This is a genomic window from Ruixingdingia sedimenti, assembly GCF_031432425.1.
Lineage (GTDB): Bacteria > Pseudomonadota > Alphaproteobacteria > Rhodobacterales > Rhodobacteraceae > Ruixingdingia > Ruixingdingia sedimenti.
In genome coordinates, this window is record NZ_JAVKPH010000044.1 from 1 (window position 1) to 24,122 (window position 24,122).

Sequence of the window (24,122 nt, forward strand, 5' to 3'; positions counted from 1 at the left end):
GGATGTCGCGCACCGACAGCCCGGCCGCATAGAGACCGATGATCTTGTCGTCGATGCCGTCGATCCGGGTCTGGCCCTTCTTGACCAGCTCCGGTTCGAAGCTGCCATCCCGGTCGCGCGGCACCGACAGGGCCACTTCGCCATCCGAGCCTTTCACACGCTTCGTGGCAACTCCGTTCCGGCGGTTGGCCTGTTCGGGCGGCGGCTCCGCGCCGGCACCATAGCCCAGATGCGCCGTCAGTTCGGCTCCCAGCATCCGTTCCATCAGCCGGACCTTCAGCTCTTTCATCAGTCCGGCATCGCCAAGCAGATCCTCAGGCCGCTTGCAGCCCTTCAGCAACTCGTCCAGCAGTTCGTTGGAAATTGTCATCGTCAGTGCTCCCTTCAGGAAGCATGGACCGGTTCAGCGATACACAGAAGACAGGACACTCTCGCGCGGAGTCCCCCTTTTGCGCCCGCTGCCTGATGATGAGCGCGAACCACGGTGCTGTCGATCATCTGCAGCGCATCCGGCACGATCCGGCTCTCGTTCAGCGCCTCCAGGATCTGTTCCCACAGCCCCGCCAACGTCCAGCGCCGGAACTGCCGATAGACAGACGACCATTTGCCGAACTCTTCCGGCAGGTCGCGCCAGGGCGACCCCGTTCGGGCGATCCAGAAAATCCCATCCAGAACAAGCCGATGGTTCGTGGGCTTGCGGCCGTTCGGAGAACGGACAGCCAGGATGAAGCGTTCAAAGAACGCCCACTCGTCGTTCGACATCAGGTTTCGTGCCACGCTGGTCTCCATTGCAGATACCAGCTTGAATCACGATCACCGCGCCCGGTGAATCCCTTTTGTCAACACGCCCTAGCAGATGCCACGGCATTCTTCCGAGATTCTATGATGGGTTTGATCGAAGGCGGGAGATCGGGCAGTGCTTCTATGGTTGCGAGCACCTCTTTTTCCAGATTGGCCATGGTCTTGCCGCCTGCCGAGACCGAGGTGCCCGATCCCGTCAAAACAACGAGATTTTCCATGCGCAGCCATTCGGAGATCAACGCCTGGAGGCGTATGCGCCCTTGCCTCTGATCCAAGCCAACCAGCAGATCGCCAACGCCGCCGCCCTCCGTTGGGCCGATGAGCCTGTATTCTATCGGCACAGGCGCTGCTGGTGTCATATCTCTCCCCTCTCTGCTCCACGGCGCAAGGGGTTGACGATTTGAAGCCCCCTGAAATCCTTTTCGTTATCCGTGACGACCACACAGTCGTTTGCTCCCGCCACTGCGGCAATGATCATGTCGAGTCCGCTCCGCGGACGCCCTGCCGCCTTCCCTTCCGCCATCAGCCGGGCCCAGATCAGGCCCGCCTTGTCGTCGAACGAGAGAATGCGGCCGGCGAACAGCTCCTGCGGCCCTTCCGGCCCGGAGAACCAGGCATCGAGAGCATCGCGCTTTTTCCCGCGCGGTTTCTCCAGAATGCCGCGCCGGATCTCGGCGATGGTCAGCGCCGAAATGAACAGGTCTTCGTCGCGCTGCTCCGCCCACCACGCCAGCAGCGCTTCAGACGGCTGCGGCTTGATCACGTTACTGATGATGTTGGTGTCGAGGAGATAGCGCGTCACAGATCGACCCGGCGCCCCTCTTCGCGAGAGCGCGACAGATCAAGATCAGCGCCAACCAAAGGCGAGCGGCGCAGGGCCGACAGGATACCGCCGGTCTTCGGAGGTTCTCCCGAGACCAGAGCCTTCACGGTCTGTCGGGCTTGCTCCGCTTCCGGCCCCTCCTCCGCCAGTTGGCGGGCGAGCGACCGGATCAGCTCGCGATCGGATTCCAACGCCAGAACCTCGAAGCGCTTGAAGCCGCGCTGCGTCAGGCGTGCCCGGTAATTCTCGATCGCTCTCTTCTGTGCGGCATTGCTCATGGCTGGCCTCCGTGCTATATCCTGACATATAGCCGATATTGACCTTGCAAACAAGGGGTGTCAGCGATGCCCACGGACACGCACCGCAGAGCAGTAGTGCAGAGGAATACTGCGCGTTTGCGCCAGTATTTTCCATATGCTGCAATGCGCTACGCTCCCCCAGAGCACGCCAAGGCCACCGTTCACACCTCGTCCGCCGCCAGAATTACGGGTTTGATTCCAGTTGCTTGGGCGTCTCTAGGCGGGGATGCTGCGAGGCATGACCTTGCGAGCCCCCGGAAACAGAGCCAAGATGACAGGAAGAGAGCGCGAAGCGCTGCTGGAATCCCTGTTGCTGGAAGAGCCGGATCTGACGTTCACATCGCGGGGCGATCCCGATCCACGTCTTCTGCGTCTGGTCGATTTCCTGGCTCGTCAGGCGGCGCGGGAGTGCTACGCCGAGGAAGTTCAGATGATGAAGCGGCGGAGGAAGCGCACCTCCTGACGCTATTGGGAGAAGTGCATTGAAGGTCGCGATCTACGCCCGCTATTCGTCCGACAACCAGCGCGAGGCGTCCATCGCCGATCAGTTCCGCATGTGCCGCCTGCGGGCGGAGAAGGAAGGCTGGACGGTGGTCGAGGAATATTCCGATCACGCCATCTCCGGCTCCAGCATGATCCAGCGTCCCGGCATCCAGGCGCTGATCAGGGATTCCGCGCGAGGCCGCTTCGACATGGTGCTGGCCGAGGCCCTGGACCGGATCAGCCGTGACCAAGAGGACATCGCCGGCATCTACAAGCGCATGCGCTATGCTGACGTAAGGATGTTCACGCTCTCGGAGGGCGAGATCAGCGAGTTGCATGTCGGCCTCAAGGGGACGATGAACGCGCTGTTCCTCAAGGATCTGGCGGACAAGACCCGGCGCGGGCAACGCGGCCGCGTCGAGGCCGGCAAGTCCGGCGGCGGCAATGCCTACGGCTATGACGTGGTGAAGAAGTTCGATGCCAACGGTGAGCCCGTCCGGGGCGATCGCACGATCAACGAGGCGCAGGCCGAAGTCGTGCGCCGCATCTTCCGCGACTACGCGGCCGGCAAGTCGGCCAAGACCATCGCCTTCGCCCTGAACAGGGACGGTATCCCCGCGCCGTCAGGCGGCGACTGGGGGTTCAGCACGATCAACGGCAATCCGAAGCGCGGCAATGGCATCCTCAACAACGAGATGTATGTCGGCAAGATCGTCTGGAACCGCCAGCGCTTCGTCAAAGACCCCGACACGGGCAAGCGGCAAGCCCGGCCCAACCCGGAATCCGAATGGGTCATTCAGGAAACGCCGGAGTTGCGCATTCTCGATGACGATCTGTGGGAGGCCGTGAAGGCGCGGCAGGGCGAGATGCGGACCGAGCGCGATGAAAGCGGCCTGGCTGACGTCAGCAAGATGAACCATCGCCGCCGACCGAAATACCTCTTTTCTGGCCTCACTCGCTGCGCCTGCTGCGGGGGCGGCTATTCGGCGATCTCGGCCACGCTGATCGGCTGCTCGACGGCGCGCAACAAAGGCACCTGCGATAACCGGACCAACATGAGGCGCGACGAGCTGGAGACGCGCGTGCTGAATGCGCTTCGCACCAGGCTGGTCGATCCCGAACTGTTCGCCCGCTTCTGCGAAGCGTTCACGCAGGAGATGAATCGGCTACGGATGGAAGGCCGCGCGGGCATCGCAGGGGCTGAGGCGGAGGTGGCGAAGATCGACCGCGAACTGGCCAAGCTGCTGACCGCCATTAAATCCGGCGGGCCGATTGAAGCCATCGTGGAGGACATGAAGCGGCTGGAAGGCCGGAAGGCCGAGTTGCGCACGTTCCTAGCCGAGGCCGAGGAGCCGCCTCCCCTATTGCACCCCTCGATGGCGCTGCAATACCGCAAGCGGGTCCAGCAGCTCTATGAAGCCTTGCAGGACGAGGAGGAAGAAAAGCGGATCGAGGCGGCCGACATCCTGCGCTCGCTGGTGGACAAGATCGTGCTGACGCCGGTGGAGGGGAAGGTGGAGATTGACGTGCAGGGCGATCTCGCTGGAATCCTTATGATTTCCGCACAAACAAAAAACCCCGCCGGAGGGGCGGGGCAATCGCAAGTAAAGATGGTTGCGGGGGCAGGATTTGAACCTGCGGCCTTCAGGTTATGAGTCGTGTCAAACGCAACACGATCAGGCGCGACGAATCGCGTTTTCTTTCGAATATCGTGCCAGTTGCGAGATAGGGCCACAAGCCCAAACTGCGCGCGGATTGTCAGGATTGCGCAGCGGTTTTTCCCCTCGTGCTTCCACCATGCTTCCATTGGGTGGCGGAATGATTTTCCGGTAGCACGGCAATCATCCGTCCATCCGCGACCAGAAGCCGGTCTTCTTGCCATGCTCGGCCTTCAGGCGCGCGTCATAGACGTGATGCGGCTCGACTGGTCCGAAGTCCTCGATCCGTACGGCCAGGTCGGCACAGGTTGCCAAGTGCTGGGCAGCATAGCCATAGCGCTTCTGCCTGCCCTCGGTCAGCGTGAAATCGATCATCGCCCGCAGCGCCACCGTCGCCGCCAGCGGATGCTTCTCCGCCAGTGTCTCGGCCGCTGGGGCCAGGAATTCGTAGTGATCGCCATCGACCTCGTCCTGCCGGTCGATCAGCAATCGCGCGGCGTGTCCAAGCGATGGCCAGTTCAGAAAGAAGGCTAGGGCCGCAAGCAGGTCGGGATGGGCCGCGGCATGCGCCATCGCACGCTCCTCGGCCTCGATGTCTTCGAAATCCGGCAGGCGTTTCAGGTAGGCCCGCAGGTGCTCACCCGAAAGGTCGCGCGCGAAACATGCCCAGCGGAATGCCTGCGCCTCGTCTTTCCGGTCAAGCGCCTCCGGCACTGCGAGCCGGGCCTCCTGCCACTCGGGCGGGATCCAGCGCGCCTGGTCCACCTCGGCCCGCTCGATGAAGCCGAGTGCGTCCCCTGCCCTGCCCGCCGCTAGCAGGCGCTGCGCGATCTCGGCCGCGATCTTGGGCACCTTTCGGGTCTTTGGGTCGTACTGGGCGATGAAGCCATCGACATCGCCCTGCACGTCGGCGATGTCCTTCAGCGCCATCTCGACCGTGCTTTGCCGCGCGCGTTCGTCCATCTCGTGGGCATATCGCGTGCCGCCGCTGCCCCAGCCGACGGCCTGCCACTCGCTCTTTGGCGGCACCGACACCGGCGTGCGGCCGAGTTCCTCGACCAGTGTCTTCAGATGCGCGACGCCATCGGGGCCCAGCGCCGGGGCGATGGTGGCGATCAACCCGTCATACTGACCAAAGCCGTTGTCCTGCAGAGCGTCGAGAACCTGTCGCGCCAGCACCTCGGGCGCAGCACCTGCCGCCCTGGCCACTTCGCCCAGATCGGCGCAGGCCTGGTGGAAGATGTCGATGACGGTGCCGCTGCTGTCATCACAGCGTTCGAATACCGGGGTGGCCAGCCCCATGAACCGCCACAAGAGCGCCAGCGCCTCACCGGGGTCATGCGGGGCGATCTGTTCCATGATGGCGCTGCGCTGTGTCTGAAGGTCCTTGACCAGCGGCTTGCGGTTCTGCCAGTTCACGAAGGTCCGCGCCTTCGCGATGCTGGTCAGCCGCTTGGTGATCTCCCGCGCCGCTTCCCTCGGGCCTTCCGCTCCGGCGAGAGCCAGCCGCAGCTTGCGCTTGGCAGCGGCATCGCCGGTGCTGATTTCGATCAGCAGCTGCGCCAGACGCTCAGCGCCGAGCGTCTCCAGGTTCTTTGCATTGAGGGTGGATTTCGACGCCATCGGGATTCCGTTTCTTTTCGCGGACCTTAGCAGCGCGAATGGGTGACCGGAACCTGCGTTCTGATTCGCGGGGGCAAGAGTTTTCGCCCACGGCTGCGAAGCAGCCCCTGCGTGAGATTGCGCGGATTTTCCTTTTTACACGCAATATCAATGTGTTCGTTGACTATGCATCCGCATTGCGCACTGTGGAAGCCAGAGAACACGGAAGCCACTCTCATGCCCAAACTCACAAAGCGCATCGTCGACGCCGCAGAAGCCCAAGCCGCCGAATACTTCGTCTGGGACAGCGACATTCCCGGCTTCGGACTTCGGGTGTTGCCCAGCGGGCGCAAAGGCTACGTCGTGCAATACCGCGCCGGGCGCCGGTCACGGCGGATCAGCCTCGGGCCAAGCACCGTGCTGACCTGCGAACAGGCACGCACCCGCGCCATCACCATCGTCGCCGCCGCGCGCAACGGACTCGACCCAGCCGCCGAACGCGACGCCGGGCGCAAAGCGATCACGATCAAGGAACTGGCCGAGAGGTTCGACAAGGAACACATCGCCATCCGCGTGAAGGCGAGCACGGGAAAGGAGTATCGTCGGAACCTGCAACGCTTCATCCTGCCCGCCCTTGGGCAGTTGACGGTCACGGGGATCACGCGGGCGGATGTCGCCAAATTCCACCACGACCTGCGTCACATCCCCTATCAGGCCAACCGCTGCCTTGAGGTGATCTCGAAGATGTTCAGCCTGTCGGAAATGTGGGGCCTGCGTCCGGACGGGACCAACCCGCGAAAGCACATCCGGAAATACCCCGAGGAAAAGCGCGAACGGTTCCTGAGCGCGGCCGAATTGCGCCGGATCGGCGAGGTGCTGCGCGAGATGGAAGCAGAAGGGGTGGAACTGCCCTCGGCCATCCTCGCCGCGCGTCTGCTGATCCTGACCGGATGCCGCATGAACGAGATCATGTCCTTGAAGTGGTCCTACATCGATTTCGACGTCCCTGCCCTCCGCCTGCCGGACTCCAAAACCGGTGCGAAGGTCGTCCATGTTGGCCAGCCAGTGGTGGAGCTGCTGCGCGGCACCCAACGCATTGACGGCAACCCGTGGGTGATCACCGGCACCCTTCCCGGCAAGCCGCTGAGCGATCTGCAACCCTTCTGGCAGCGCGTCCGTGCCCGTGCGGGGGTCAAGGACGTCCGCATCCACGACCTGCGCCACACCTTCGCGTCCACAGCCGTGGCGTCAGGTCAGGGCTTGCCGATGATCGGCAAGCTCCTTGGCCATACGCAGGTCCAGACGACGGCGCGATACGCCCATCTCGCGGCGGAACCAGTGCGGATGGCAGCCGACGCGGTCGCGCAGAACCTGCGGCAATCACTTGGATAATTTGGCCAATGACTGCCGCAACAGGACCAATCGACACTTCGTTCAGCTATGACAAGGCCAACCGCTCCTCGCTGTCGGGCCAGCGCGGGGTCGGCATGGAAAAGGGCCTCGAGATCCTGGCCCAAATCCGGGCGGAATTCGGCTGCCCGGTGCTGACGGACGTGCACGAAACCCACCACTGCGCCCCCGCGGCCGAGGTCGTTGACATCCTGCAGATCCCCGCATTCCTCTGCCGCCAGACGGACCTGCTGCTTGCCGCAGGGGCAACCGGCAAGGTCATCAACATCAAGAAGGGGCAGTTTCTGGCCCCCTGGGACATGGCGAATGTCGCCGCCAAGGTCGAAAGCACAGGCAACCGCAACATCCTTTTGCACATCTTTCGGCTACAATACGCTGGTGACGGATTTCCGCGCCCTGCCGATCATGGCGCAGACCGGCTGGCCGGTGGTGTTCGACGCCACTCATTCGGTGCAGCAACCCGGCGGGCTTGGCAGCGCCAGCGGTGGACAGCGCGAATTCGCGCCCGTTCTGGCGCGCGCGGCCTGCGCCGTCGGGGTGGCGATGCTGTTCATCGAAACCCATCAGGATCCCGACACTTCGCCATCGGATGGCCCCAACATGATCCCCCTGCACGAAATGGCAGGCCTTATCGGCAGCCTGCGCGCCATCGACAACCTGACCAAGGGCCGCGGCTGAGCCCGCGTCGATTGGCCCGATAACGCGGCATTCCCGGGCCGTTGCGTTGAAAAGGCGTCGATACACTGGCAGGTCGTGTCTCGAATGCTGTGGAAATTCCCTGGCGGCGCGCTCCGGGCATGTGGAGGCTCGGTTTTTCAAGCGGCGAGGTCAAGGGGCATCGGTTCGATGGGCTGAGAGAGGGTGTCCCAGCCATCGACCTTGCGCATCTGGATCTGGCCGGAAGCCAGCAGCGCCCAGAGTAGCATCGGCACGGTTTCGGCGCAGGGCAGCACGGTCTGGGTCTTGATGCGGCGGCGGAATTCCTCGTTCAGCCGCTCAATGGCGTTGGTCATGCGCGCAGATTTCCACTGCGATGGATCCAGTCGGGTGAAGGCGAACAGCCGCGCCCCGGATTCCTCCAGGCAGTCGGCCACTGCCCGGCACTGCAGGCGCCACTTGCGCAGGAAGGCGTTGCGGCGGCGCTCCAACTCGGCGGCGGTGTCGGCGTAGATCATGTCGCGGTAGTCCTCGGTCAGCTCGTCGTGCATGTGCTTCGGGGCATGGGCCAGGAGGTTTCGGTGCTTGTGAACCGTGCAGCGCTGGATCGGCAGGTCGTCGCCCCACAGCGCCACGAGCGCGGCTTCCAGCCCCGGGGCGCCGTCGACGACCACGAATTCGGGCCGTTTCAGGCCCCGTGCATCAAGATCATCGAGGAACTGGCGCCAGGCGGCCGTGCTCTCGCCGCCCATGTTTCTGATGGAAAGCAGCACCTTCTGCCCGTCGCGGCGCACGCCGATGGCGGCCAGCACCGAGATGTTCGTGGCTTTCCGGTCCAGCTTGGTCTTGATCACGGTGCCATCGAGGATCAGGCGGACGATGTCCTCATCGGCCAGACTGCGGGCACACCAGGCGTCCCAGTCTACCTTCACCTTGCGCCAAGCGCGGCTGACCACGTCCTTGCTGACGGCCCCCTCGAAGAGCCCAAACAGCGCCCGCTTGACCCGCCGGGCGTTGGTGCCGGCGAGATAGACCGCGGCGATCAGGGCCTCCGCCTTCTTTGTCAGCCGCTGATAACGGGGCAGCGCCTTCGAGCGCCATTCCGTCACCTTGCCCGCCTCATTCTCGATCCGGGCCCGCGGAACCCGGACCGTTTCCGCCCCGAAGGTGCCGGTCAGTTGCCGTTCGCGGTGCCCGTGGCGATAGCCCTTCGCAGGACCGTCGCCCCGATCGTAGCGAAGGCGGCCAAGGAAGCCGGCCAGCTCCTCCTCGAAAACAGCCTCGATGGTCGCGCGGACGTTGGTCCGCAGTCGCTCTTCGATCGGGTCGAACCCGGCCAACCCGGACAGTAGCGCAAGGCTCGCAGTGTCAGTAATCTGGTTCATGGCGTGATCTCCCTGGCGGTTGCTACCGCCGGTTTGGGTGATTGCAAGTCACCCGGAGATTACGCCGCCTTCAAGTTTCCACCACTTCCGAGACACGACCCACTGGCACCCCGCGGCGTGATGCGGCATAGTGGTGATGCGCGATTGGATGACGAAAAGGGGCTGACGGTGCAGCTTTTTGGGACTGTTCTTGATGGTGTTGTTGTTTTGGCGCCGCGTCGTTTTGGGGATGACCGTGGTTATTTTTCCGAGACGTGGTCTCGTCGAGTTCTGTTTGCTGCGGGGATTGATGTTGATTTCGTGCAGGACAACCATTCGCTGTCGCGGGGTGTTGGGACGGTGCGGGGGCTGCATTTCCAGCGTCCGCCGCATGCGCAGGCCAAGCTTGTGCGTGTGGGGCGGGGGCGGATCCTGGATGTTGCGGTGGATATCCGGCAGGGCTCTCCCAGCTATGGCCAGTGGGTGGGGGTGGAGCTTTCGGCCGATGACGGGCGGCAGCTGCTGATCCCGGCGGGGTTCCTGCACGGGTTCGTGACGCGCGAGCCGGACACCGAGGTGATCTACAAATGCTCTGACTACTACGCGCCCGACTGTGACGGGGCGGTGCGGTTCGACGATCCGGCGATCGGGGTGGACTGGGGGATCGCGCCGGGGGCGGCGGTCCTGTCGGACAAGGACCGCGCGGCGCCGCTGCTGCGCGATCTGGACAACCCGTTCCGCTATGAGGGGCCCTTTGGCTATTCGGCGGGGCTGGAGGTCGTGCGATGAAGATCCTGGTGACCGGCGGCGCGGGCTTCATCGGCTCTGCGGTGGTGCGGCTGGCGGTGGCGCGGGGGCACCAGGTGGTCAACCTCGATGCGCTGACCTATGCCGCCTGCCTTGAGAACGTGGCCCCGGTCGCGGAAAGCCCGCTTTACACGTTCGAACATGCCGACATCCGCGACCGCGCAGCACTGGACCGCATCTTTGCCGCGCATCGCCCTGATGTTGTGATGCATCTTGCCGCCGAAAGCCATGTCGACCGGTCGATCGACGGGCCGGGCGACTTTATCGAAACGAACATCACCGGCACCTACCAGATGCTGGAGGCCGCGCGCGCCTACTGGACGCGCGAGGGGCGGCCCGCGGGGTTCCGCTTTCACCACATCTCGACGGACGAGGTCTTTGGCTCGTTGCCCGCGGACCCTTCGGTGAAGTTCACCGAAGACACGCCCTATGACCCGCGCAGCCCCTATTCGGCATCCAAGGCCGCCAGCGACCATCTGGTGCGCGCCTGGCATGAAACCTACGGCCTGCCGGTGGTGCTGACGAACTGTTCGAACAACTACGGCCCCTATCACTTCCCCGAAAAGCTGGTGCCGGTGATCATCCTGAACGCGCTGGCCGGCAAGCCGCTGCCGATCTATGGCGACGGCTCGAACATCCGCGACTGGCTTTATGTCGAGGATCACGCCGATGCGCTGCTGCTGGTGCTGGCACAGGGCGAGCCGGGGCGCAGCTACAATATCGGCGGCGAGAACGAGCGGACGAACCTGGAACTGGTGCGCACGCTGTGCGCCATTCTGGATGAGAAACGCCCGAAAGCCTCGGGCAGCTATGCCGACCAGATCACCTTCGTGACCGACCGGCCCGGCCATGACGCGCGCTATGCCATTGATCCCGGCCGCATCCGCGCCGAACTGGGCTGGCGGCCAAGCGTGACGGTGGAAGAGGGGCTGGCCCGCACCGTGCAATGGTACCTGGACAACGAGGCCTGGTGGCGCCCGCTGCAGGGCCGCAAGGGCGTGGGCGAACGGCTTGGGGTGAAGGCATGAAGCTTCTGGTCTTTGGCCGCACCGGCCAGGTGGCGACCGAACTGGCGCGGCGTCTGCCGGCGGGCTGGCAGGCGGAATTCCTGGGGCGCGAGGCGGCCGACCTGTCGGATCCGGCGGCCTGTGCGGCCGCCGTGGCGGGCACCGATGCCGATCTGGTGATCAACGCCGCCGCCTGGACGGCCGTTGACAAGGCCGAGGCCGAAGAGGCCGCGGCGACGGTTGTGAACGGGGCGGCGCCGGCGGTGATGGCGCAGGCGGCCGCGGCGCGGGGGATCCCGTTCCTGCATGTCTCGACCGATTATGTCTTTGACGGTGGCGGCACCCGCGCTTGGGCCCCTGATGACGCCACCGGGCCGCTTGGCGCCTATGGCCGGTCGAAACTTGCCGGCGAGGCGGGCGTACGCGCGGCCGGCGGGGCGCATGTGATCCTGCGCACCTCGTGGGTGGTGTCGGCGCATGGGGGCAACTTCGTCAAGACGATGTTGCGCCTTGGGCGCGAACGCGGGGCGCTGCGGATCGTGGCCGATCAGGTCGGCGGGCCGACCCCGGCCGCCGCGATTGCCGATGCGCTGCTGACCATCGCCGCGGCCTTTGGCACCGGGCGCGGCGTGACCGGCACCTTCCACTTTGCCGGCGCCCCCGATGTCAGCTGGGCCGATTTTGCCCGCGCGATCTTTGATCAGGCCGGCTTGACGGTGGATGTCACCGACATCGCCACCGCCGATTACCCCACCCCGGCGCGGCGCCCGGCCAATTCGCGCATGGACTGCACCAGCCTGACCGCCGCCTATGGCATCGCGCGCCCCGACTGGCGCGCGGGCCTGGCCGCGATCCTGACCGACCTTGGAGAGACGCGCCAATGACGACAAGCACTTCGGGCCGCAAAGGCATCATCCTGGCCGGCGGATCGGGCACGCGGCTTTACCCGATCACGATGGGCCTCTCGAAACAGCTGCTGCCGGTCTACGACAAGCCGATGATCTACTATCCGCTGAGCGCGCTGATGCTGGCCGGCATCCGCGAGATCGCGGTGATCACCACCCCCGAGGACCAGTCGCAGTTCCGCCGGCTTCTGGGCGATGGCACCGATCTGGGCCTGCAGCTGAGCTATATCGCCCAGCCCTCGCCTGACGGGCTGGCGCAGGCCTATCTGCTGGCGCGCGACTTTCTGGCAGGCAGCCCTTCGGCGATGGTGCTGGGCGACAACATCTTCTTCGGCCACAGCCTGCCGCAGCTTCTGGCCGAGGCCGATGCCCATGCCGTGGGCGGCACCGTCTTTGGCTATCACGTCTCTGACCCAGAGCGCTATGGCGTGGTCGAGTTCGACGCCGAGGGCCGCGTGAAGTCGATCGTGGAAAAACCCGCTCGCCCGGCCTCGAACTATGCGGTCACCGGGCTTTACTTCCTCGACGGCACCGCCCCCGAAAAGGCCGCCCGCGTCACCCCCTCGCCGCGCGGAGAGCTGGAAATCACCACCCTGCTGGAAATGTACCTGGCCGAGGGAACCCTCGCCGTCAAACGCATGGGCCGCGGCTACGCCTGGCTCGACACCGGTACCCACGGCAGCCTCCTCGACGCCGGAAACTTCGTGCGAACCCTCGAAAAACGCCAGGGCCTGCAGGTCGGATGCCCCGAAGAAATCGCCTACACCAAGGGATGGATCTCCCGCGAAAACCTCCTCATACGCGCAAAACTCTTCGACAAAAACGACTACGGAAAATACCTGAAAGATATGTAATTATGACAGCAGCTGAAAACTCTGGCATAACTTGGAATTACAGTATGGGCCTTCTTAAGGACAAATCTCAGGCGCTCGATGCGACCCACCGCGTAATGGTAGTCGGGGGAAATGGTTTCATAGGCCGCCACGTGGTGCAGCACCTCACCCAGACTGGGGTTGAGGTGCTGGTATTTGATATGATATCACAGACAGACCGGCCCTCCAATACAAAGCAAATTGTCGGCTCCATTACCGACGAGACACATTTCGCATCCGCAGTAACGGGATGCCAGACCGTCGTGTTTTTGGCAAACAGTTCTCTGCCCGGCTCGTCACCCACAAACCTCTCGGATGAGATCCACGCGCATGTTCACGCGACCGTGAAAGCCGCGGAGCTTTGCCGAGCGGCAGGTGTCCAACGATTCCTGTTCGCCTCCTCGGGCGGCACTGTCTATGGCTACTCCTCAGACGCTCCACTCTCCGAAGAAATGTCTACGCATCCTCGCAATGCATATGGCGTCTCTAAGCTCACAATCGAGCATTACCTGCGTATTCTTGAGATGCAGGGCGACATGAAAACAGTGAGCCTGAGAATTTCAAACCCCTACGGCGAGGGACAGCGGGCAATTCGAAATCAGGGCTTCATCGCCGCAGCTATGCACAGTGCCATATCCGGCCAGCCGATAACGATCTGGGGCGACGGATCAGTGCAGCGCGATTTCATTCATGTTTCGGATTTGGCGAATGCCTTTGTCGCAGCAATAGCCTGTCCGGCCCCGCCCCAAGTGGCAAACATCGGCTCGGGCCAAGCGCTTTCGTTGCTCGATGTCATCAGAATGGTGGAATGCTGCACAGGCCGGGAGCTACGAGTGCATTTCGAGCCAGGACGGGCAATCGACGTAAAGCGTAATGTGCTCAACATTCGCCGGGCGCGCGAAACCTTGGGCTGGCAGCCGCGGATCGCGATCGACGAAGGACTGCGTAGCACCGCTAAATGGTGGATGGAACAGGCATGACATCCCGGCCAATATGCAGGACCAAGCCTGTTCAGATAACGGTCTGCCAAGATGGCCCAAGACACCTTGCCCCGTTTCTGTTCGCAGCGAAGAGAGGCTGGGGTCTGTGCGCTACTGAAGCTATGCTTGTCGTGAGCTTTGCTTGTGAGCAGAAACTCAAATTAATTCCACCACGCAGATCTGATACCGATAGCTGCGATGTTGTGAGGACGACCCAGTGAGCGATGACGCTAATCCGAATGAACCCCATCTCCAAGCATTTAAGCATCTGGCTATCGAAGGAAACGGCAGCCTCCTCGGGAGTGTGGCGCTGCGGGGCGAACGAACTCTCAGTGGTTGGCTGCATGATCCGGCCCGGCCTCATCGCCGCTGCCGAATCCAAGTGATCCACACGCATACTGGGGCAATTCTAGCGGAGACCGTAGCAGACCGCCCACGACCGGATCTGGTCGCGGCAGGTCTTCACGGCGACGGCCACTATGGCTTCTCCATTGAGGTGCTTACTGATACGAATACCGCCCTTCCCGTCACCATCCTAGAAGCAGAGGGTGGCCACACGCTTCGCAAGCTGGTGTTGCCCTCCAGCTGCAAGACAATTCACGGCACTGTCGATTCGGTCAACGGGCGCCAGATCGGCGGTTGGGTGCAGGACTTGAGGGCGACCAACCGCATCTGCAAAGTCCAAGTGCGAGCAGAGGATAGCGGCGAGGTATTAGCAGAGGTTCAAGCAAAGAACTTGCGGCGCGACTTGGCCGAAGCCGGCATCGGCAATGGACGCCACGGCTTCACGGCACGAATTGCGGCACGCTCGGAGGACGAGATTACCGTCTTGGTGGAAGAGGTCGACACCGGCCATCTGATCCGCCGCCTGACACTGCCGCCCGAACGCATACGCGGCCGCGTCGACGTCGTGGTCGGCCGGAAGGTCGGTGGGTGGGTATTCGATACTGAATTTCCGGAACGCCGATGCCGGATCGAGTTGCGCGCAGGCGACACTAACGAAACAATAGCCGCGGCACAGGCTGACATGCTGCGTGATGACCTAGTTCATGCGCAAATCGGTGATGGCCGCCACGCCTTCATGCTTGAGGTTAACGCACGCGAGGATGAACCCCTGACCCTCCACGTGCACGAAACCGAAACTGGTGTTCTTCTGCGCACGGTGCACATTGAGGCACGCGATACCAGAATCCTCGGCCACGTCACGACAGGCGAGCGTCGCCGAATCGGTGGATGGATTCAGGACCGCGACCGCCCCGAACACCGCTGCCGGGTGATCGTCGTGGCGGCAGATACCGGGCAGGTTCTGGCCGAAGCGAGCGCCGACAGACTGCGCAGCGACTTGGTTGACGCCGGAATCGGCGATGGCCATCATTCTTTTTCAGTCGAGGTGACACTGCGTGACTACGAAGCCGTTCCAGTCCGGGTAATGGAGGCCGAGAGCGGTCATGTGCTTGCCGAAATAATACTTCCGCCGACGCGCCCCATGATCGACCGAAGCCCCGAGGCCGTTGCAAAGCGTAATCGACTGCTAGCACCGTTCATGGACTCGGTTAGGATCAACGCGCTGATTGAAGATTCCGATCTTCGTACACAAGTATTGTACGAAAATATTCTGTCTTACTACCAGTTGTTTGATGCGGAATTCTACCGGGGGCAATATTTGTCAACGCAGGATAGCAGTGTTGATCCGCTTATTCATTACATCACGACAGGATCGAGCAAGTCCTTTGCGCCTAATGCCTATTTTGACCCAGTCGAGTATCTCTCTCTAAACCCAGATGTAGCGCCGCAAGGGGTAGACCCGATAATTCATTATTTTCTGTTTGGCTACAGTCAGGGAAGGCCTGTTGGCTCCAGTTTTGACGCCACATATTACACTGAGCGGTATCCGGATGTAATAAGCACTCAGATAAACCCGCTCTATCACTTCCTAGCCTTTGGTCGAAAAGAGGGACGTATACCGATTAGTTCTGCCGAACAGGTAGTACAGTTTCTTCAAGAGAAAGAAGTACAGGGATTCGGCCTGCGTAGCAGCGGTCAGATAGTTCTAGTTACCCATGATCTTGCCGTGGGGGGCGCGCAACAGCTTGTGCGTGACTTGGCTCAATGGCTTATCTCCTCGACCAAATACAGCGTCTGCTTTGTCGCGATGGCCGATGGCGACCACCGCCACCTGTTCGAACGGATCGCGCCGGTGCATGTGCTTCCCAGAGAGCCCTCGTCGCAGGCAATTGCAGAACTGGAAGCCTTTGCCGGCACCGATGTGCGGGGGCTTTTCGTAAATTCTGCAGCCAGTAGCGGTTTCTTCGACTTCTGGAAGGCCGACACGCCGGCGATCTGCTACGTCCACGAGCTTCAGAAGATCCTCGATCTATTTCCCGGCAGCATTGCGCGGCTCAACGACCGATGCACCACCTTGGTATGTGGCAGCACGGCGGTGCTGGACAACCTGCGCGACGCCCACTGCGTTCCCGCCGCCAAGTTGCGCCTGATCTACGATTTTATCGGCCCGGTATCGAGCGAGGGCCGATCCGATGCCCGCCGCGCGGCGCAGCGCAAGGAGCTCGGCATACCGGATGACAGCCTCGTCGTGATGGGTTGCGGAATCATGCATTGGCGCAAGGCGCCCGACAAGTTCATCGAGGTGGCCGAACTGGTCCGCGAAAGGCTGGACCGCCCTGTAACTTTTGCGTGGATCGGCGGCGGCCCCGACGAGGTCGCGTGCCGAAGGATGATTGCCGAGAAGAACCTGGGCGATACAGTCCGGCTTCTTGGTTATAGGGAGGACGTGGCCGATGCGCTCGAGGCCGGAGACCTGTTTCTGCTCTCGTCCGAGGAAGACCCCTTCCCACTGGTCTGCCTCTACGCCGCCGCGAAGCAGCTGCCGGTTCTTTGTTTTGACGATGCGGGCGGTATGCCGGAGTTCGTCGCGCGCGGCTGCGGCCTAGCTGTGCCGTTCCTCGATGTCGCGGCGATGGCGGATGCGATATGTCTTTACGCGAATGACCCAGATAGAGTGGCACGCGACGGGAACTCCGGCCTGCAAGCGGTGCTGGAGGAATTCACCGTCACCGAAGCGGGCCCGCGCATCCTCGATCTCTTGCGCGACTCGATGGGCGTAGCTCCACACGTCAGCGTAATTGTGCCGAACTACAACTATGAAAACTACCTCGACGAACGCCTTCGAACGATCTACGCTCAGACCTTCCAGGATTTCGAAGTTATCCTGCTCGATGACGCATCACCCGACAATTCGCTTGCAGTTCTAGAGAGATGGGCCGCCCGGCGTCCAGCGACGCGGGTTGTGGCAAATACCGAGAACTCCGGCTCGCCATTCATACAGTGGCTGCGCGGCATCCGCGAGGCGCGGTCAGACCTGATCTGGATCGCGGAGGCCGACGATTTCTGCGAACCCGGGTTACTAGCGGCGCTGGTACCTGCCATGGATGATCGCAACGTTTTTATAGCCCATGCGAAATCCGTGCCGGTGCGGGCCGATGGCAGCCGGATCGGGGATTACGACGACCTTTACCTCAACCGCATCGCTGATGGGAGGTGGCGGAAATCCTATGTCGCCACTGATCATGTCGAGGTGGATTCCGGTTTTGCTGTCGGTAATGTGATCCCCAACGCGAGCGCAGTGATGCTGCGGCGGTTCGAACCAGATGACGCCTTCGTGCAGGAGGTCTCGTCTATGCGTATGTGTGGTGACTGGTATTTCTACCTGCGAGCGCTACGCGGCGGGCACATCGCCTTCGATGCCCGTCCGCTGAACTTTCACCGGCGGCACGGCAATACCGTTACAAGCCAGACCGAAGGCAGCCTACGATATTTCAACGAACTAGTAGCGATTCGGAGCTTCCTGAGCGCCAACTACCAGCTGTCGAAGCCCACGCGCGAACGCATGGATGCTTTCATCGTGCAAGACCTAGACCGATTTGGAGTGGTGGACGAGGCAACGCGAGCCGAAATCAGGGCAACCGCCGGCGCTGTGTGCGTAAAGGCTCTGCCTACCCTGCTCGCCGTCATCAGTGACCTGTCGCCCGGCGGAGGGCAGATGTTCGCGATACGCCAAGCCAATGGATGGAGTCGCGCTGGTGGGCGCGCAATTCTTCTGAACGTCGGCATGTACCCCGACCACACCGGAGTTCTAAAGCGGATTGACAGCCGCGTGGCGTTCCGCGACGCGCGCGAACCAGGATTTTCATTGGAAACTCTGCTGCGCGACTATGACATTGATGTGGTGAACTCATCACTTTGGTGGGCTGACCGGTACATCCATTCGCACCGAGATGCGCTACCTGATACTGTAGCTTGGTGCGTTACCATGCACGGCTGCTATGAAACGCTGCTGACTAATCCCGACACCGACAAGAGCTTTCCTGCTCGATTTCCCGAGATGCTCGAGCGAGTGGACGAATGGGTCTACATCGCTGAGAAAAACTTAGAAGTATTCCGGATATACGGCAAACCATCGCGCATCTCAAAGATCGACAACGGCTTCGAACCTGAGTCGCCTCGCCTTCTAACACGTCAAGAACTTGGACTACGGCCCGGGGCGCTAGTGCTGCTATTGGCGAGCCGCGCGATCGAGCCCAAGGGCTGGTACCAGGCCGTCGAGGTCACAAAGCGTCTCAATGCGGCGGGCATCGCGGTCGACCTAATGCTGGCCGGAGACGGCCCAGCCGCCGAGCGCATCCGTGCCGAGGAAACCGCAGACTTCATCCATCTCTATGGCCATGTCGACAACGTGCAGGATTACATCAACGTCGCCGACATCGGGCTGCTGCCAAGCTACTTCACAGGGGAGTCAATGCCGCTCGTGGTGATCGAGATGATGGCCCAAGCGAAGCCGATCGTCGCCTCGAACGCTGGAGAAATTCCTCAGATGCTGACCAGCGCAGACGATGAAATTGCCGGGGCGGTGGTTGAAATTGTTGACGGGACCGTCCCGGTTGAGGCACTGGAAGTTGCTGTGCTCTCGCTGTCGGACGCAAAGGCCCGAGAACGCGCAGGCAGGATTGCTCAGAGCATTTTTCAACAGCGGTTCACGATGTCGACGATGCTTCAGAGATACAGGGCCATGTACGAAAGTAACCTTATTCGTCGTCGAGAGCTTCACGACTGATCGAACTGCCTCAGTCAAATCTGTCCTCATCACCAACAGACAGCCGCTGAACCAGCAAGTTTAGCGTGTTAACCATCAGCTCCGGGTAACAAACACCCGCAACATGATCAGGGAAATGAAGTATGCTAAGAAACCCACTCGTTCTAGGCGTTTCCCCAGTACCCAAAATTGAGGGAATCAAGCTGGATGAAGTGTTTCGGCGCCTTGGGCAGAATTCTGGGAATATGCTGTTCACCGAGTCACTACTCAAAAATCTTGCCGGCTCCACCCATGCCTTCTTTGATTTCAACCAAGACGCACTGGATGGACGCGATTGCTTAGTGGTTGCCGCCGCGAACTGGCTCGCAACCGGGCAGGACATGGCATGGCTAGCAGACCGACTGGAACTTACCACGCTTCCGATCTTTATCGTCGGTCTAGGCGCCCAATCGACCTTGGATGGGAAGATCCCGAAACTGCCGCCCGGAACGCAGCGCCTCGTGCGGCTTATCAGCGAACGTTCGGTGAATATAAGCGTGCGCGGTCACTTCTCTGCCGAAGTCCTAGATCACTATGGGGTCCACAATGTCGTGGTGACAGGCTGTCCTTCGCTGTTATTGGCAGGCAAGCGTGGCTTTTCCATCGCAACCCCCGACGCCCTGCCCGATAGCAGCGTGTGCCTGCACGGCACGAGGCACAGGTTTCACAAGACCGACGCTTTCCAGAATTATATCTATGCTCAGGGCTTCACGCGCAGGATTGACATGGTGCTGCAATCGGAACTGGCAGATACCCTATATGTTCTTGGCCGGACAAACAATGCGGAAAGTGTTCGTCAAGCCGCCGAACCGTTAGTTGCAAGCTATGGCACTGACAATATTGATCAGATCGCTCGGTATCTCAAAACGCACGGCAAGATATTCTTCGAACTTGAACCTTGGCTAGACTACCTACGCACAAAGTCGTTCTGCGTCGGCACACGCATTCATGGCACCGTGGCCGCCCTGCTGAGCGGCACGCCGGGCATGCTGATAGCTCATGACTCTCGCACCCGGGAACTAGCCGAGACTATGAGCATCCCCTTCGTTCTGTCGACGGCAATCGACACAGATCGCCCAATCGATTTCGACGCGCTCTACGATCCTGCGGCGATGCGCAGCTTCGAAACAGCATATCCAGCGTATCTGCACCGGTTCAAGGAGTTCTTTGCCGGAAACGGGCTGGAAGTAACGCCGGATATCCAAGGCTAGGTCATGTTGACAAATGGCGGAGCCAGAGGCGGATCGACGTGATGTCGATGAAGCCCAGGAAGCTTTCGGCGGTCTTGTCGTAGCGGGTGGCGACGCGACGGGCATTCTTGAGCTTGTTGAAGCACCGCTCAACGAGATTGCGCAGGCGGTAGAGCCTGCGGTCAACGGCGACCCGTAGCTTCCGGGTTTTGCGCATGGGGATGACCGGCACCACGTCGCGCACCTCCATGGGTAATCCTCCCCGAAAGTAAGGGGCTGCATAAGTAGAATTTTCTCGCCAAGAAGAACGAGGAGATTCTGAATGAAGACCAGCAGATACACTGAAGCGCAGATTCTGGCGATCCTGCGGCAAGCCGAAGGCGGTGTGCCGGTGGCGGAGCTGTGCCGCGAGCACGGGATGAGCGACGCGTCCTTTTACAAGTGGCGGGCCAAGTATGGCGGCATGGATGCGTCGATGGTCAGCCAGATGAAGGCGATGGAAGAAGAGAACCGTCGGCTGAAGCGTAACCACCCGGTTGGCACCGCCTGCCGGATTTCGTCGTGTGGTTCTAAGATACGTGCATAGCGACGTCGCAAACGACGTGTCTTATGCGCGGAGGGGCGATGCGGGGCGAGGTTCTGGGTGTTGAGCGCCGCCGGCGTTGGGACGACGAGGTGAAGCTGGCGGTCGTGAGCGCCGTGGGGGTAGACGGTGCGACGGTCACCCAGGTTGCGCAGCGCTACGAGGTGACGCGCCAACAGATCTACGCCTGGCGTCACGAGCTGAAGCGCAAGGGTTTATGGTCGCCTGATGCTGGGGCGCTGTTCCTGCCCGCCGGCATGGTGCCCGCGATGGAACTGAGCACGGTTGAGCCTCCAGCCCGGGCCGCCGCCCCGGCAGCATGGGTTGAGTTGCGGCTCGCGAAGGGCCGCGTGCTTCGGTTCGAGAGTAACATCGACGATGTGGCGCTGTCGCGCCTGATCCGCGCGGTGGATGCGGCATGATCGGTCCGGGAACCGGGGTGCGGGTATATCTGGCCTGCGGTGCGACCGACATGAGAAAGGGGATCGGCGGGCTGGCGGCGCTGGCGCAAGACGTGTTGCGCCAGAAGCCGACCGGCGGTGCGGTCTTCGCCTTCCGGGGCCGCAAGGGTGATCGGCTGAAGCTGCTCTACTGGGATGGCCAAGGCTTCTGCCTTTACTACAAGGTCCTGGAGCGCGGGCGCTTTCCCTGGCCGAACACCAGTTCGGGGGCGGTGCGGCTGACCTCGGCGCAGTTGGCGATGCTGTGGGAGGGCATCGACTGGCGTCGACCGGACTGGGGCGCGCCACCGGCCCGGGTGGGGTGACTTATCCGCCTGAAACCATTTGTTTTTATGGTGCTTCCGGGTGGGGCGTGGTAAATGATGGCATGTCGAGCGACGCGCCTATTCTTCCCGAAGATCCCGCCATTCTGAAGGCGATGATCGCCGCCTTGCAGGCGGAAAACGCGAAGATGTCGGCGACGATCCGGGCGCATGGCCAGCTCATCCAGACGCTCCGACTGCGGATCGCGAAGCTGAAAAAGCAGGCCTTCGGCAAGTCCTCGGAAAAGATCGAGCGCGAGATCGAACAGCTCGAACTGGCGCTCGAGGACCTGCTCATCGCCAGCGCCGAAAGCGCCACCACCCCGGCGGACGACGACGAGGCGGATGCCGCCCTTGAGGTCGCGACCGACGACATCGACGCGGGCAAGCCCCGCCGTCGTCCCCGTGTGTCGGCAACCACCCCGCGCGAGCGGCGGGAGCTCGATCCCGGCAGCTGCTGCCCGGATTGCGGCGGCGATCTGCGCCTCGTGGGCGAGGACATGAGCGAGATGCTCGACCTTGTCGCGGCACAGCTGAAGGTCCTGCAGATCGCGCGGCTGAAGAAGTCCTGCCGCCGTTGTGAGAAGATGGTGCAGACGCCCGCGCCCAGCCGTCCGATCCCCGGCAGCATGGCGAGCGCGGCGCTCTTGGCCTGGATCCTCGTGTCCAAGTTCGATGACCATCTTCCTTTGTATCGTCAGGCCGAGATCTTCGCCCGCATGGGGGCAAACATCCCGGACAGCACGCTGGTCGACTGGTGTGGGCGCGCCATGAAGGTGTTGGCGCCGCTGGTCGATCGGCTCGAGGCCGATGTGATGGCCAGCGACCTTCTCCACGCCGATGACACCCCCATCCGGGTGCTGGACCGGTCCCTCAAGGACCGAGGCCTCGGCAAGGGGGTGAAGCAAGGCCGGATCTGGGCCTATGTCCGCGATCCGCGACCCTGGACAGGCACAGCGCCACCCGGGGCGGTCTACCGCTTCGCCCCGGACTGGAAGCAAGAGCATGTCCATGGGCATCTGGCCCAGACCCGCGGCATCCTGCAGGCCGACGGCTACAAGGGCTACGCCAAGCTTTACGAACCCGACCCAGACGGCACGCCCCGTCTGCAGGAGGCGTCATGCTGGGCGCATCTGCGGCGCGACTTCCACGACGAATGGGCCAAGACGAAATCCGCCATCGCGCGCGAGGCGCTCGACCGCATCGGCGCGCTCTACGACATCGAGCGCGAGATCAACGGGCAGCCTGCCGAGATCCGCGTTGCCGCGCGCCAGAAGCTCAGCGCGCCGAAGGTCGAAGCCTTCTTCGCCTGGTCCGAGAGCCAGCTCACGCGGATCCCCGGCAAAGGCGACCTCGCGCGCGCATTCCGCTATGGGCTGGCCCGTCGGGCCTCGTTCAGCCTCTTCCTCGGCGACGGCCGCGTCGCCATCGACAACAATCCGGCCGAGCGTGCCCTGCGCCCGATCGGCATCGGCCGGAAGAACTGGCTCTTCGCGGGCGCCGACACCGGCGGCGAAACGCTGGCCCGCGCCATGACGATCATCGAGACCGTCAAGCTGAACGGCCTCGATCCGCAGGCCTATCTTGCCGACGTGCTCAACCGGATCCAAGACCACAAGATCAATCGTCTCGATGAACTGCTCCCGTGGAACTGGACACCGGTCGCCGTCGCTCAGGCCGAGGCCGCCTGATCAACCGCGGTGCCAACCGGGCGGTTACCAAAGAACGCCCACTCGTCGTTCGACATCAGGTTTCGTGCCACGCTGGTCTCCATTGCAGATACCAGCTTGAATCACGATCACCGCGCCCGGTGAATCCCTTTTGTCAACACGCCCTACCTTCCGGGATGTGACAGCTAAGGAGCACCGGTCATTTTGCGGAATGCTTGACCAGCCATTGGAATATCGTTTCGTTGAAATGGACGCGGTTCTTTTCTTCCATTGGGATTTTATTTAGCGTATTCAAAAGCTCAATAGTGCCCTCGGGCGGTTGAGCATTGAGGTTTTCAATAATCTTGAAATCTGTATCGTTTATGTCAAGAAATGCCATTATATCTGATATAACATTCCTGCTGTAGTGTATTACTTTCACATCGAAATAGTTAGCCCAGTTCGCTAGCTTCTTGGCCCCAAGGTCGTATTTTGCGGGGCCGCCCAGTTCAGCTTCATGGAACCCACGCCTGATCCTTTGCTCTCGCATCGAACGGCGCCAGTCTTCTATATCACGTTTCACAAATATCGGGGTCACATCATGCTCGGAAAGTGTTTTCTTTACGAACCCGATTTGTTCCTGCCCTGCGGATGAAAATGCCTCGCTCGAAATTAGGAGCCTCCCTCCAAGCTTCATATTTCCATCAATGTATTGTTTCAACTCATCCCATATCTGCTCTCGTGGTTTCTTCGCCTTTATCGCGAATGCTGGCCATTCGTCAAGAAGTGAAAAGGCGAGAAGATGTTGAGCGGTGCTGTCTTTATGAGAACTTGGAAGTCGCGGATAATGTATGCCCAACTCGAGAAGCTTTGCACTGTTTTCTGTGAGAAAAGATTGAAGCGTAGTCGTCCCGGTCCGGGAGTCTCCAATGTGGATGAAAATTTTCAAACGCACTTCTCCGTTCAGTTTTTCTATTGATGTCAACCCGGCTTATTCACGGAAGTCTGACCGTAGCGGTTGCGTGCGCCTGAAGGTGCTTTAGGGAAAGTCTGAAAAACCTGTGCGTTTCGGCGCGATCTGATAGGATTTTGCGGGATGCGACGAGGAGCCCCGCCGATG

Annotated in this window: 20 protein-coding genes and 4 pseudogenes; 15 read left to right on the forward strand and 9 right to left on the reverse strand. The window is 61.7% G+C overall.

Features of this window, described 5'->3' with window-relative positions; genetic code table 11:
* The 5 genes and pseudogenes from RGD00_RS20785 to RGD00_RS20805 form a co-directional block, all read right to left on the reverse strand.
* The coding region (locus RGD00_RS20785) for a transposase (RefSeq protein ID WP_310459163.1) at positions 1-370 on the reverse strand (370 nt) is incomplete at its 3' end.
* 71 nt (positions 371-441) lie between these two features.
* Positions 442-789: pseudogene (locus tag RGD00_RS20790) on the reverse strand (IS5-like element ISPme2 family transposase); the annotation flags it as partial.
* A gap of 50 nt (positions 790-839) precedes the next feature.
* Positions 840-1,160 carry a hypothetical protein gene (locus RGD00_RS20795; RefSeq protein ID WP_310459164.1) on the reverse strand — a complete coding sequence of 107 codons (321 nt, stop codon included), beginning with the start codon at positions 1,158-1,160 and terminating at the stop codon, positions 840-842.
* Positions 1,157-1,603: a PIN domain-containing protein gene (locus RGD00_RS20800; RefSeq protein WP_310459165.1), complete on the reverse strand. Its 447-nt coding sequence runs from the start codon at positions 1,601-1,603 to the stop codon at positions 1,157-1,159. The genes RGD00_RS20795 and RGD00_RS20800 overlap by 4 nt, the downstream gene beginning before the upstream one ends.
* The gene (locus tag RGD00_RS20805; protein ID WP_310459166.1) at positions 1,600-1,902 is read right to left on the reverse strand and encodes a hypothetical protein; all 303 of its coding nucleotides are present in this window, start codon (positions 1,900-1,902) and stop codon (positions 1,600-1,602) included. Before RGD00_RS20805 ends, RGD00_RS20800 begins: the two co-directional genes overlap by 4 nt.
* A gap of 292 nt (positions 1,903-2,194) precedes the next feature.
* Here RGD00_RS20805 and RGD00_RS20810 point away from each other — a divergent pair, with 292 nt between their 5' ends.
* Entirely contained in the window at positions 2,195-2,386 is a 192-nt protein-coding gene (locus tag RGD00_RS20810) for a hypothetical protein (protein ID WP_310459167.1), read from the forward strand.
* A gap of 19 nt (positions 2,387-2,405) precedes the next feature.
* The gene (locus RGD00_RS20815) at positions 2,406-4,061 is read left to right on the forward strand and encodes a recombinase family protein (RefSeq protein WP_310459168.1); all 1,656 of its coding nucleotides are present in this window, start codon (positions 2,406-2,408) and stop codon (positions 4,059-4,061) included.
* A 186-nt stretch (positions 4,062-4,247) separates the two neighbouring features.
* Here the strand turns inward: RGD00_RS20815 and RGD00_RS20820 are convergent, their stop codons facing one another.
* A complete protein-coding gene (locus tag RGD00_RS20820; protein WP_310459169.1) occupies positions 4,248-5,687 on the reverse strand; it encodes a DUF6880 family protein in 1,440 nt (479 codons plus the stop codon).
* Positions 5,688-5,903: 216 nt separating this feature from the next.
* Here RGD00_RS20820 and RGD00_RS20825 point away from each other — a divergent pair, with 216 nt between their 5' ends.
* Both RGD00_RS20825 and kdsA read left to right on the forward strand, forming a co-directional pair.
* Positions 5,904-7,058, forward strand: a complete 1,155-nt coding sequence (locus RGD00_RS20825) for a tyrosine-type recombinase/integrase (protein WP_310459170.1) — start codon at positions 5,904-5,906, stop codon at positions 7,056-7,058.
* An 8-nt stretch (positions 7,059-7,066) separates the two neighbouring features.
* Positions 7,067-7,754: pseudogene (kdsA, locus tag RGD00_RS20830) on the forward strand (3-deoxy-8-phosphooctulonate synthase).
* A 137-nt stretch (positions 7,755-7,891) separates the two neighbouring features.
* On the opposite strand, the gene RGD00_RS20835 reads toward kdsA, so the two are convergent.
* Positions 7,892-9,118 (reverse strand): IS256 family transposase, encoded by a 1,227-nt coding sequence (locus tag RGD00_RS20835; RefSeq protein WP_310459171.1) that lies wholly within the window; start codon positions 9,116-9,118, stop codon positions 7,892-7,894.
* Between the two features lie 168 nt (positions 9,119-9,286).
* Here RGD00_RS20835 and rfbC point away from each other — a divergent pair, with 168 nt between their 5' ends.
* The 7 genes from rfbC (at position 9,287) to RGD00_RS20870 (ending at position 20,028) form a co-directional block, all read left to right on the forward strand.
* On the forward strand, positions 9,287-9,886 hold the full coding sequence (rfbC, locus tag RGD00_RS20840) for a dTDP-4-dehydrorhamnose 3,5-epimerase (protein ID WP_310459181.1): 600 nt from the start codon (positions 9,287-9,289) through the stop codon (positions 9,884-9,886).
* Positions 9,883-10,932 carry a dTDP-glucose 4,6-dehydratase gene (rfbB, locus tag RGD00_RS20845; protein ID WP_310459172.1) on the forward strand — a complete coding sequence of 350 codons (1,050 nt, stop codon included), beginning with the start codon at positions 9,883-9,885 and terminating at the stop codon, positions 10,930-10,932. Before rfbC ends, rfbB begins: the two co-directional genes overlap by 4 nt.
* Complete coding sequence (gene rfbD / locus RGD00_RS20850; protein WP_310459173.1) at positions 10,929-11,795, forward strand: dTDP-4-dehydrorhamnose reductase; 867 nt, start codon at positions 10,929-10,931, stop codon at positions 11,793-11,795. The genes rfbB and rfbD overlap by 4 nt, the downstream gene beginning before the upstream one ends.
* Complete coding sequence (gene rfbA, locus RGD00_RS20855) at positions 11,792-12,670, forward strand: glucose-1-phosphate thymidylyltransferase RfbA (RefSeq protein WP_310459174.1); 879 nt, start codon at positions 11,792-11,794, stop codon at positions 12,668-12,670. The genes rfbD and rfbA overlap by 4 nt, the downstream gene beginning before the upstream one ends.
* A gap of 44 nt (positions 12,671-12,714) precedes the next feature.
* Positions 12,715-13,668 (forward strand): NAD-dependent epimerase/dehydratase family protein, encoded by a 954-nt coding sequence (locus RGD00_RS20860; protein WP_310459175.1) that lies wholly within the window; start codon positions 12,715-12,717, stop codon positions 13,666-13,668.
* A gap of 217 nt (positions 13,669-13,885) precedes the next feature.
* Positions 13,886-18,799: a glycosyltransferase gene (locus RGD00_RS20865; protein WP_310459176.1), complete on the forward strand. Its 4,914-nt coding sequence runs from the start codon at positions 13,886-13,888 to the stop codon at positions 18,797-18,799.
* A gap of 224 nt (positions 18,800-19,023) precedes the next feature.
* Positions 19,024-20,028: a polysaccharide pyruvyl transferase family protein gene (locus tag RGD00_RS20870; RefSeq protein WP_310459177.1), complete on the forward strand. Its 1,005-nt coding sequence runs from the start codon at positions 19,024-19,026 to the stop codon at positions 20,026-20,028.
* Between the two features lies 1 nt (position 20,029).
* Here RGD00_RS20870 and RGD00_RS20875 read toward each other — a convergent pair.
* Positions 20,030-20,239: pseudogene (locus RGD00_RS20875) on the reverse strand (transposase); the annotation flags it as partial.
* A 90-nt stretch (positions 20,240-20,329) separates the two neighbouring features.
* On the opposite strand from RGD00_RS20875, the pseudogene RGD00_RS20880 reads away from it, so the two are divergent.
* From RGD00_RS20880 to tnpC, 4 genes and pseudogenes are all read left to right on the forward strand, one after another.
* A pseudogene (locus tag RGD00_RS20880) lies at positions 20,330-20,533 on the forward strand (transposase); the annotation flags it as partial.
* An 83-nt stretch (positions 20,534-20,616) separates the two neighbouring features.
* Positions 20,617-21,012 carry an IS66-like element accessory protein TnpA gene (tnpA, locus tag RGD00_RS20885; protein WP_310459178.1) on the forward strand — a complete coding sequence of 132 codons (396 nt, stop codon included), beginning with the start codon at positions 20,617-20,619 and terminating at the stop codon, positions 21,010-21,012.
* Complete coding sequence (gene tnpB / locus RGD00_RS20890; RefSeq protein ID WP_109671163.1) at positions 21,009-21,356, forward strand: IS66 family insertion sequence element accessory protein TnpB; 348 nt, start codon at positions 21,009-21,011, stop codon at positions 21,354-21,356. The genes tnpA and tnpB overlap by 4 nt, the downstream gene beginning before the upstream one ends.
* A 62-nt stretch (positions 21,357-21,418) precedes the next feature.
* Positions 21,419-23,044, forward strand: a complete 1,626-nt coding sequence (gene tnpC, locus RGD00_RS20895; RefSeq protein ID WP_310459179.1) for an IS66 family transposase — start codon at positions 21,419-21,421, stop codon at positions 23,042-23,044.
* Positions 23,045-23,222: 178 nt separating this feature from the next.
* On the opposite strand, the gene RGD00_RS20900 is transcribed toward tnpC, so the two are convergent.
* The gene (locus tag RGD00_RS20900; RefSeq protein WP_310459180.1) at positions 23,223-23,951 is read right to left on the reverse strand and encodes a hypothetical protein; all 729 of its coding nucleotides are present in this window, start codon (positions 23,949-23,951) and stop codon (positions 23,223-23,225) included.
* Positions 23,952-24,122: the final 171 nt, after the last annotated feature.

Coding starts and splice junctions, on each gene's coding strand:
- RGD00_RS20795 (WP_310459164.1), bottom strand. CDS start 1,160: ATGACACCAGCAGCGCCTGTGCCGATAGAATACAGGCTCATCGGCCCA.
- RGD00_RS20805 (WP_310459166.1), bottom strand. CDS start 1,902: ATGAGCAATGCCGCACAGAAGAGAGCGATCGAGAATTACCGGGCACGC.
- RGD00_RS20810 (WP_310459167.1), top strand. CDS start 2,195: ATGACAGGAAGAGAGCGCGAAGCGCTGCTGGAATCCCTGTTGCTGGAA.
- RGD00_RS20820 (WP_310459169.1), bottom strand. CDS start 5,687: ATGGCGTCGAAATCCACCCTCAATGCAAAGAACCTGGAGACGCTCGGC.
- RGD00_RS20825 (WP_310459170.1), top strand. CDS start 5,904: ATGCCCAAACTCACAAAGCGCATCGTCGACGCCGCAGAAGCCCAAGCC.
- RGD00_RS20835 (WP_310459171.1), bottom strand. CDS start 9,118: ATGAACCAGATTACTGACACTGCGAGCCTTGCGCTACTGTCCGGGTTG.
- rfbB (WP_310459172.1), top strand. CDS start 9,883: ATGAAGATCCTGGTGACCGGCGGCGCGGGCTTCATCGGCTCTGCGGTG.
- rfbD (WP_310459173.1), top strand. CDS start 10,929: ATGAAGCTTCTGGTCTTTGGCCGCACCGGCCAGGTGGCGACCGAACTG.
- rfbA (WP_310459174.1), top strand. CDS start 11,792: ATGACGACAAGCACTTCGGGCCGCAAAGGCATCATCCTGGCCGGCGGA.
- RGD00_RS20860 (WP_310459175.1), top strand. CDS start 12,715: ATGGGCCTTCTTAAGGACAAATCTCAGGCGCTCGATGCGACCCACCGC.
- RGD00_RS20870 (WP_310459177.1), top strand. CDS start 19,024: ATGCTGTTCACCGAGTCACTACTCAAAAATCTTGCCGGCTCCACCCAT.
- tnpA (WP_310459178.1), top strand. CDS start 20,617: ATGCGCGGAGGGGCGATGCGGGGCGAGGTTCTGGGTGTTGAGCGCCGC.
- tnpB (WP_109671163.1), top strand. CDS start 21,009: ATGATCGGTCCGGGAACCGGGGTGCGGGTATATCTGGCCTGCGGTGCG.
- tnpC (WP_310459179.1), top strand. CDS start 21,419: ATGTCGAGCGACGCGCCTATTCTTCCCGAAGATCCCGCCATTCTGAAG.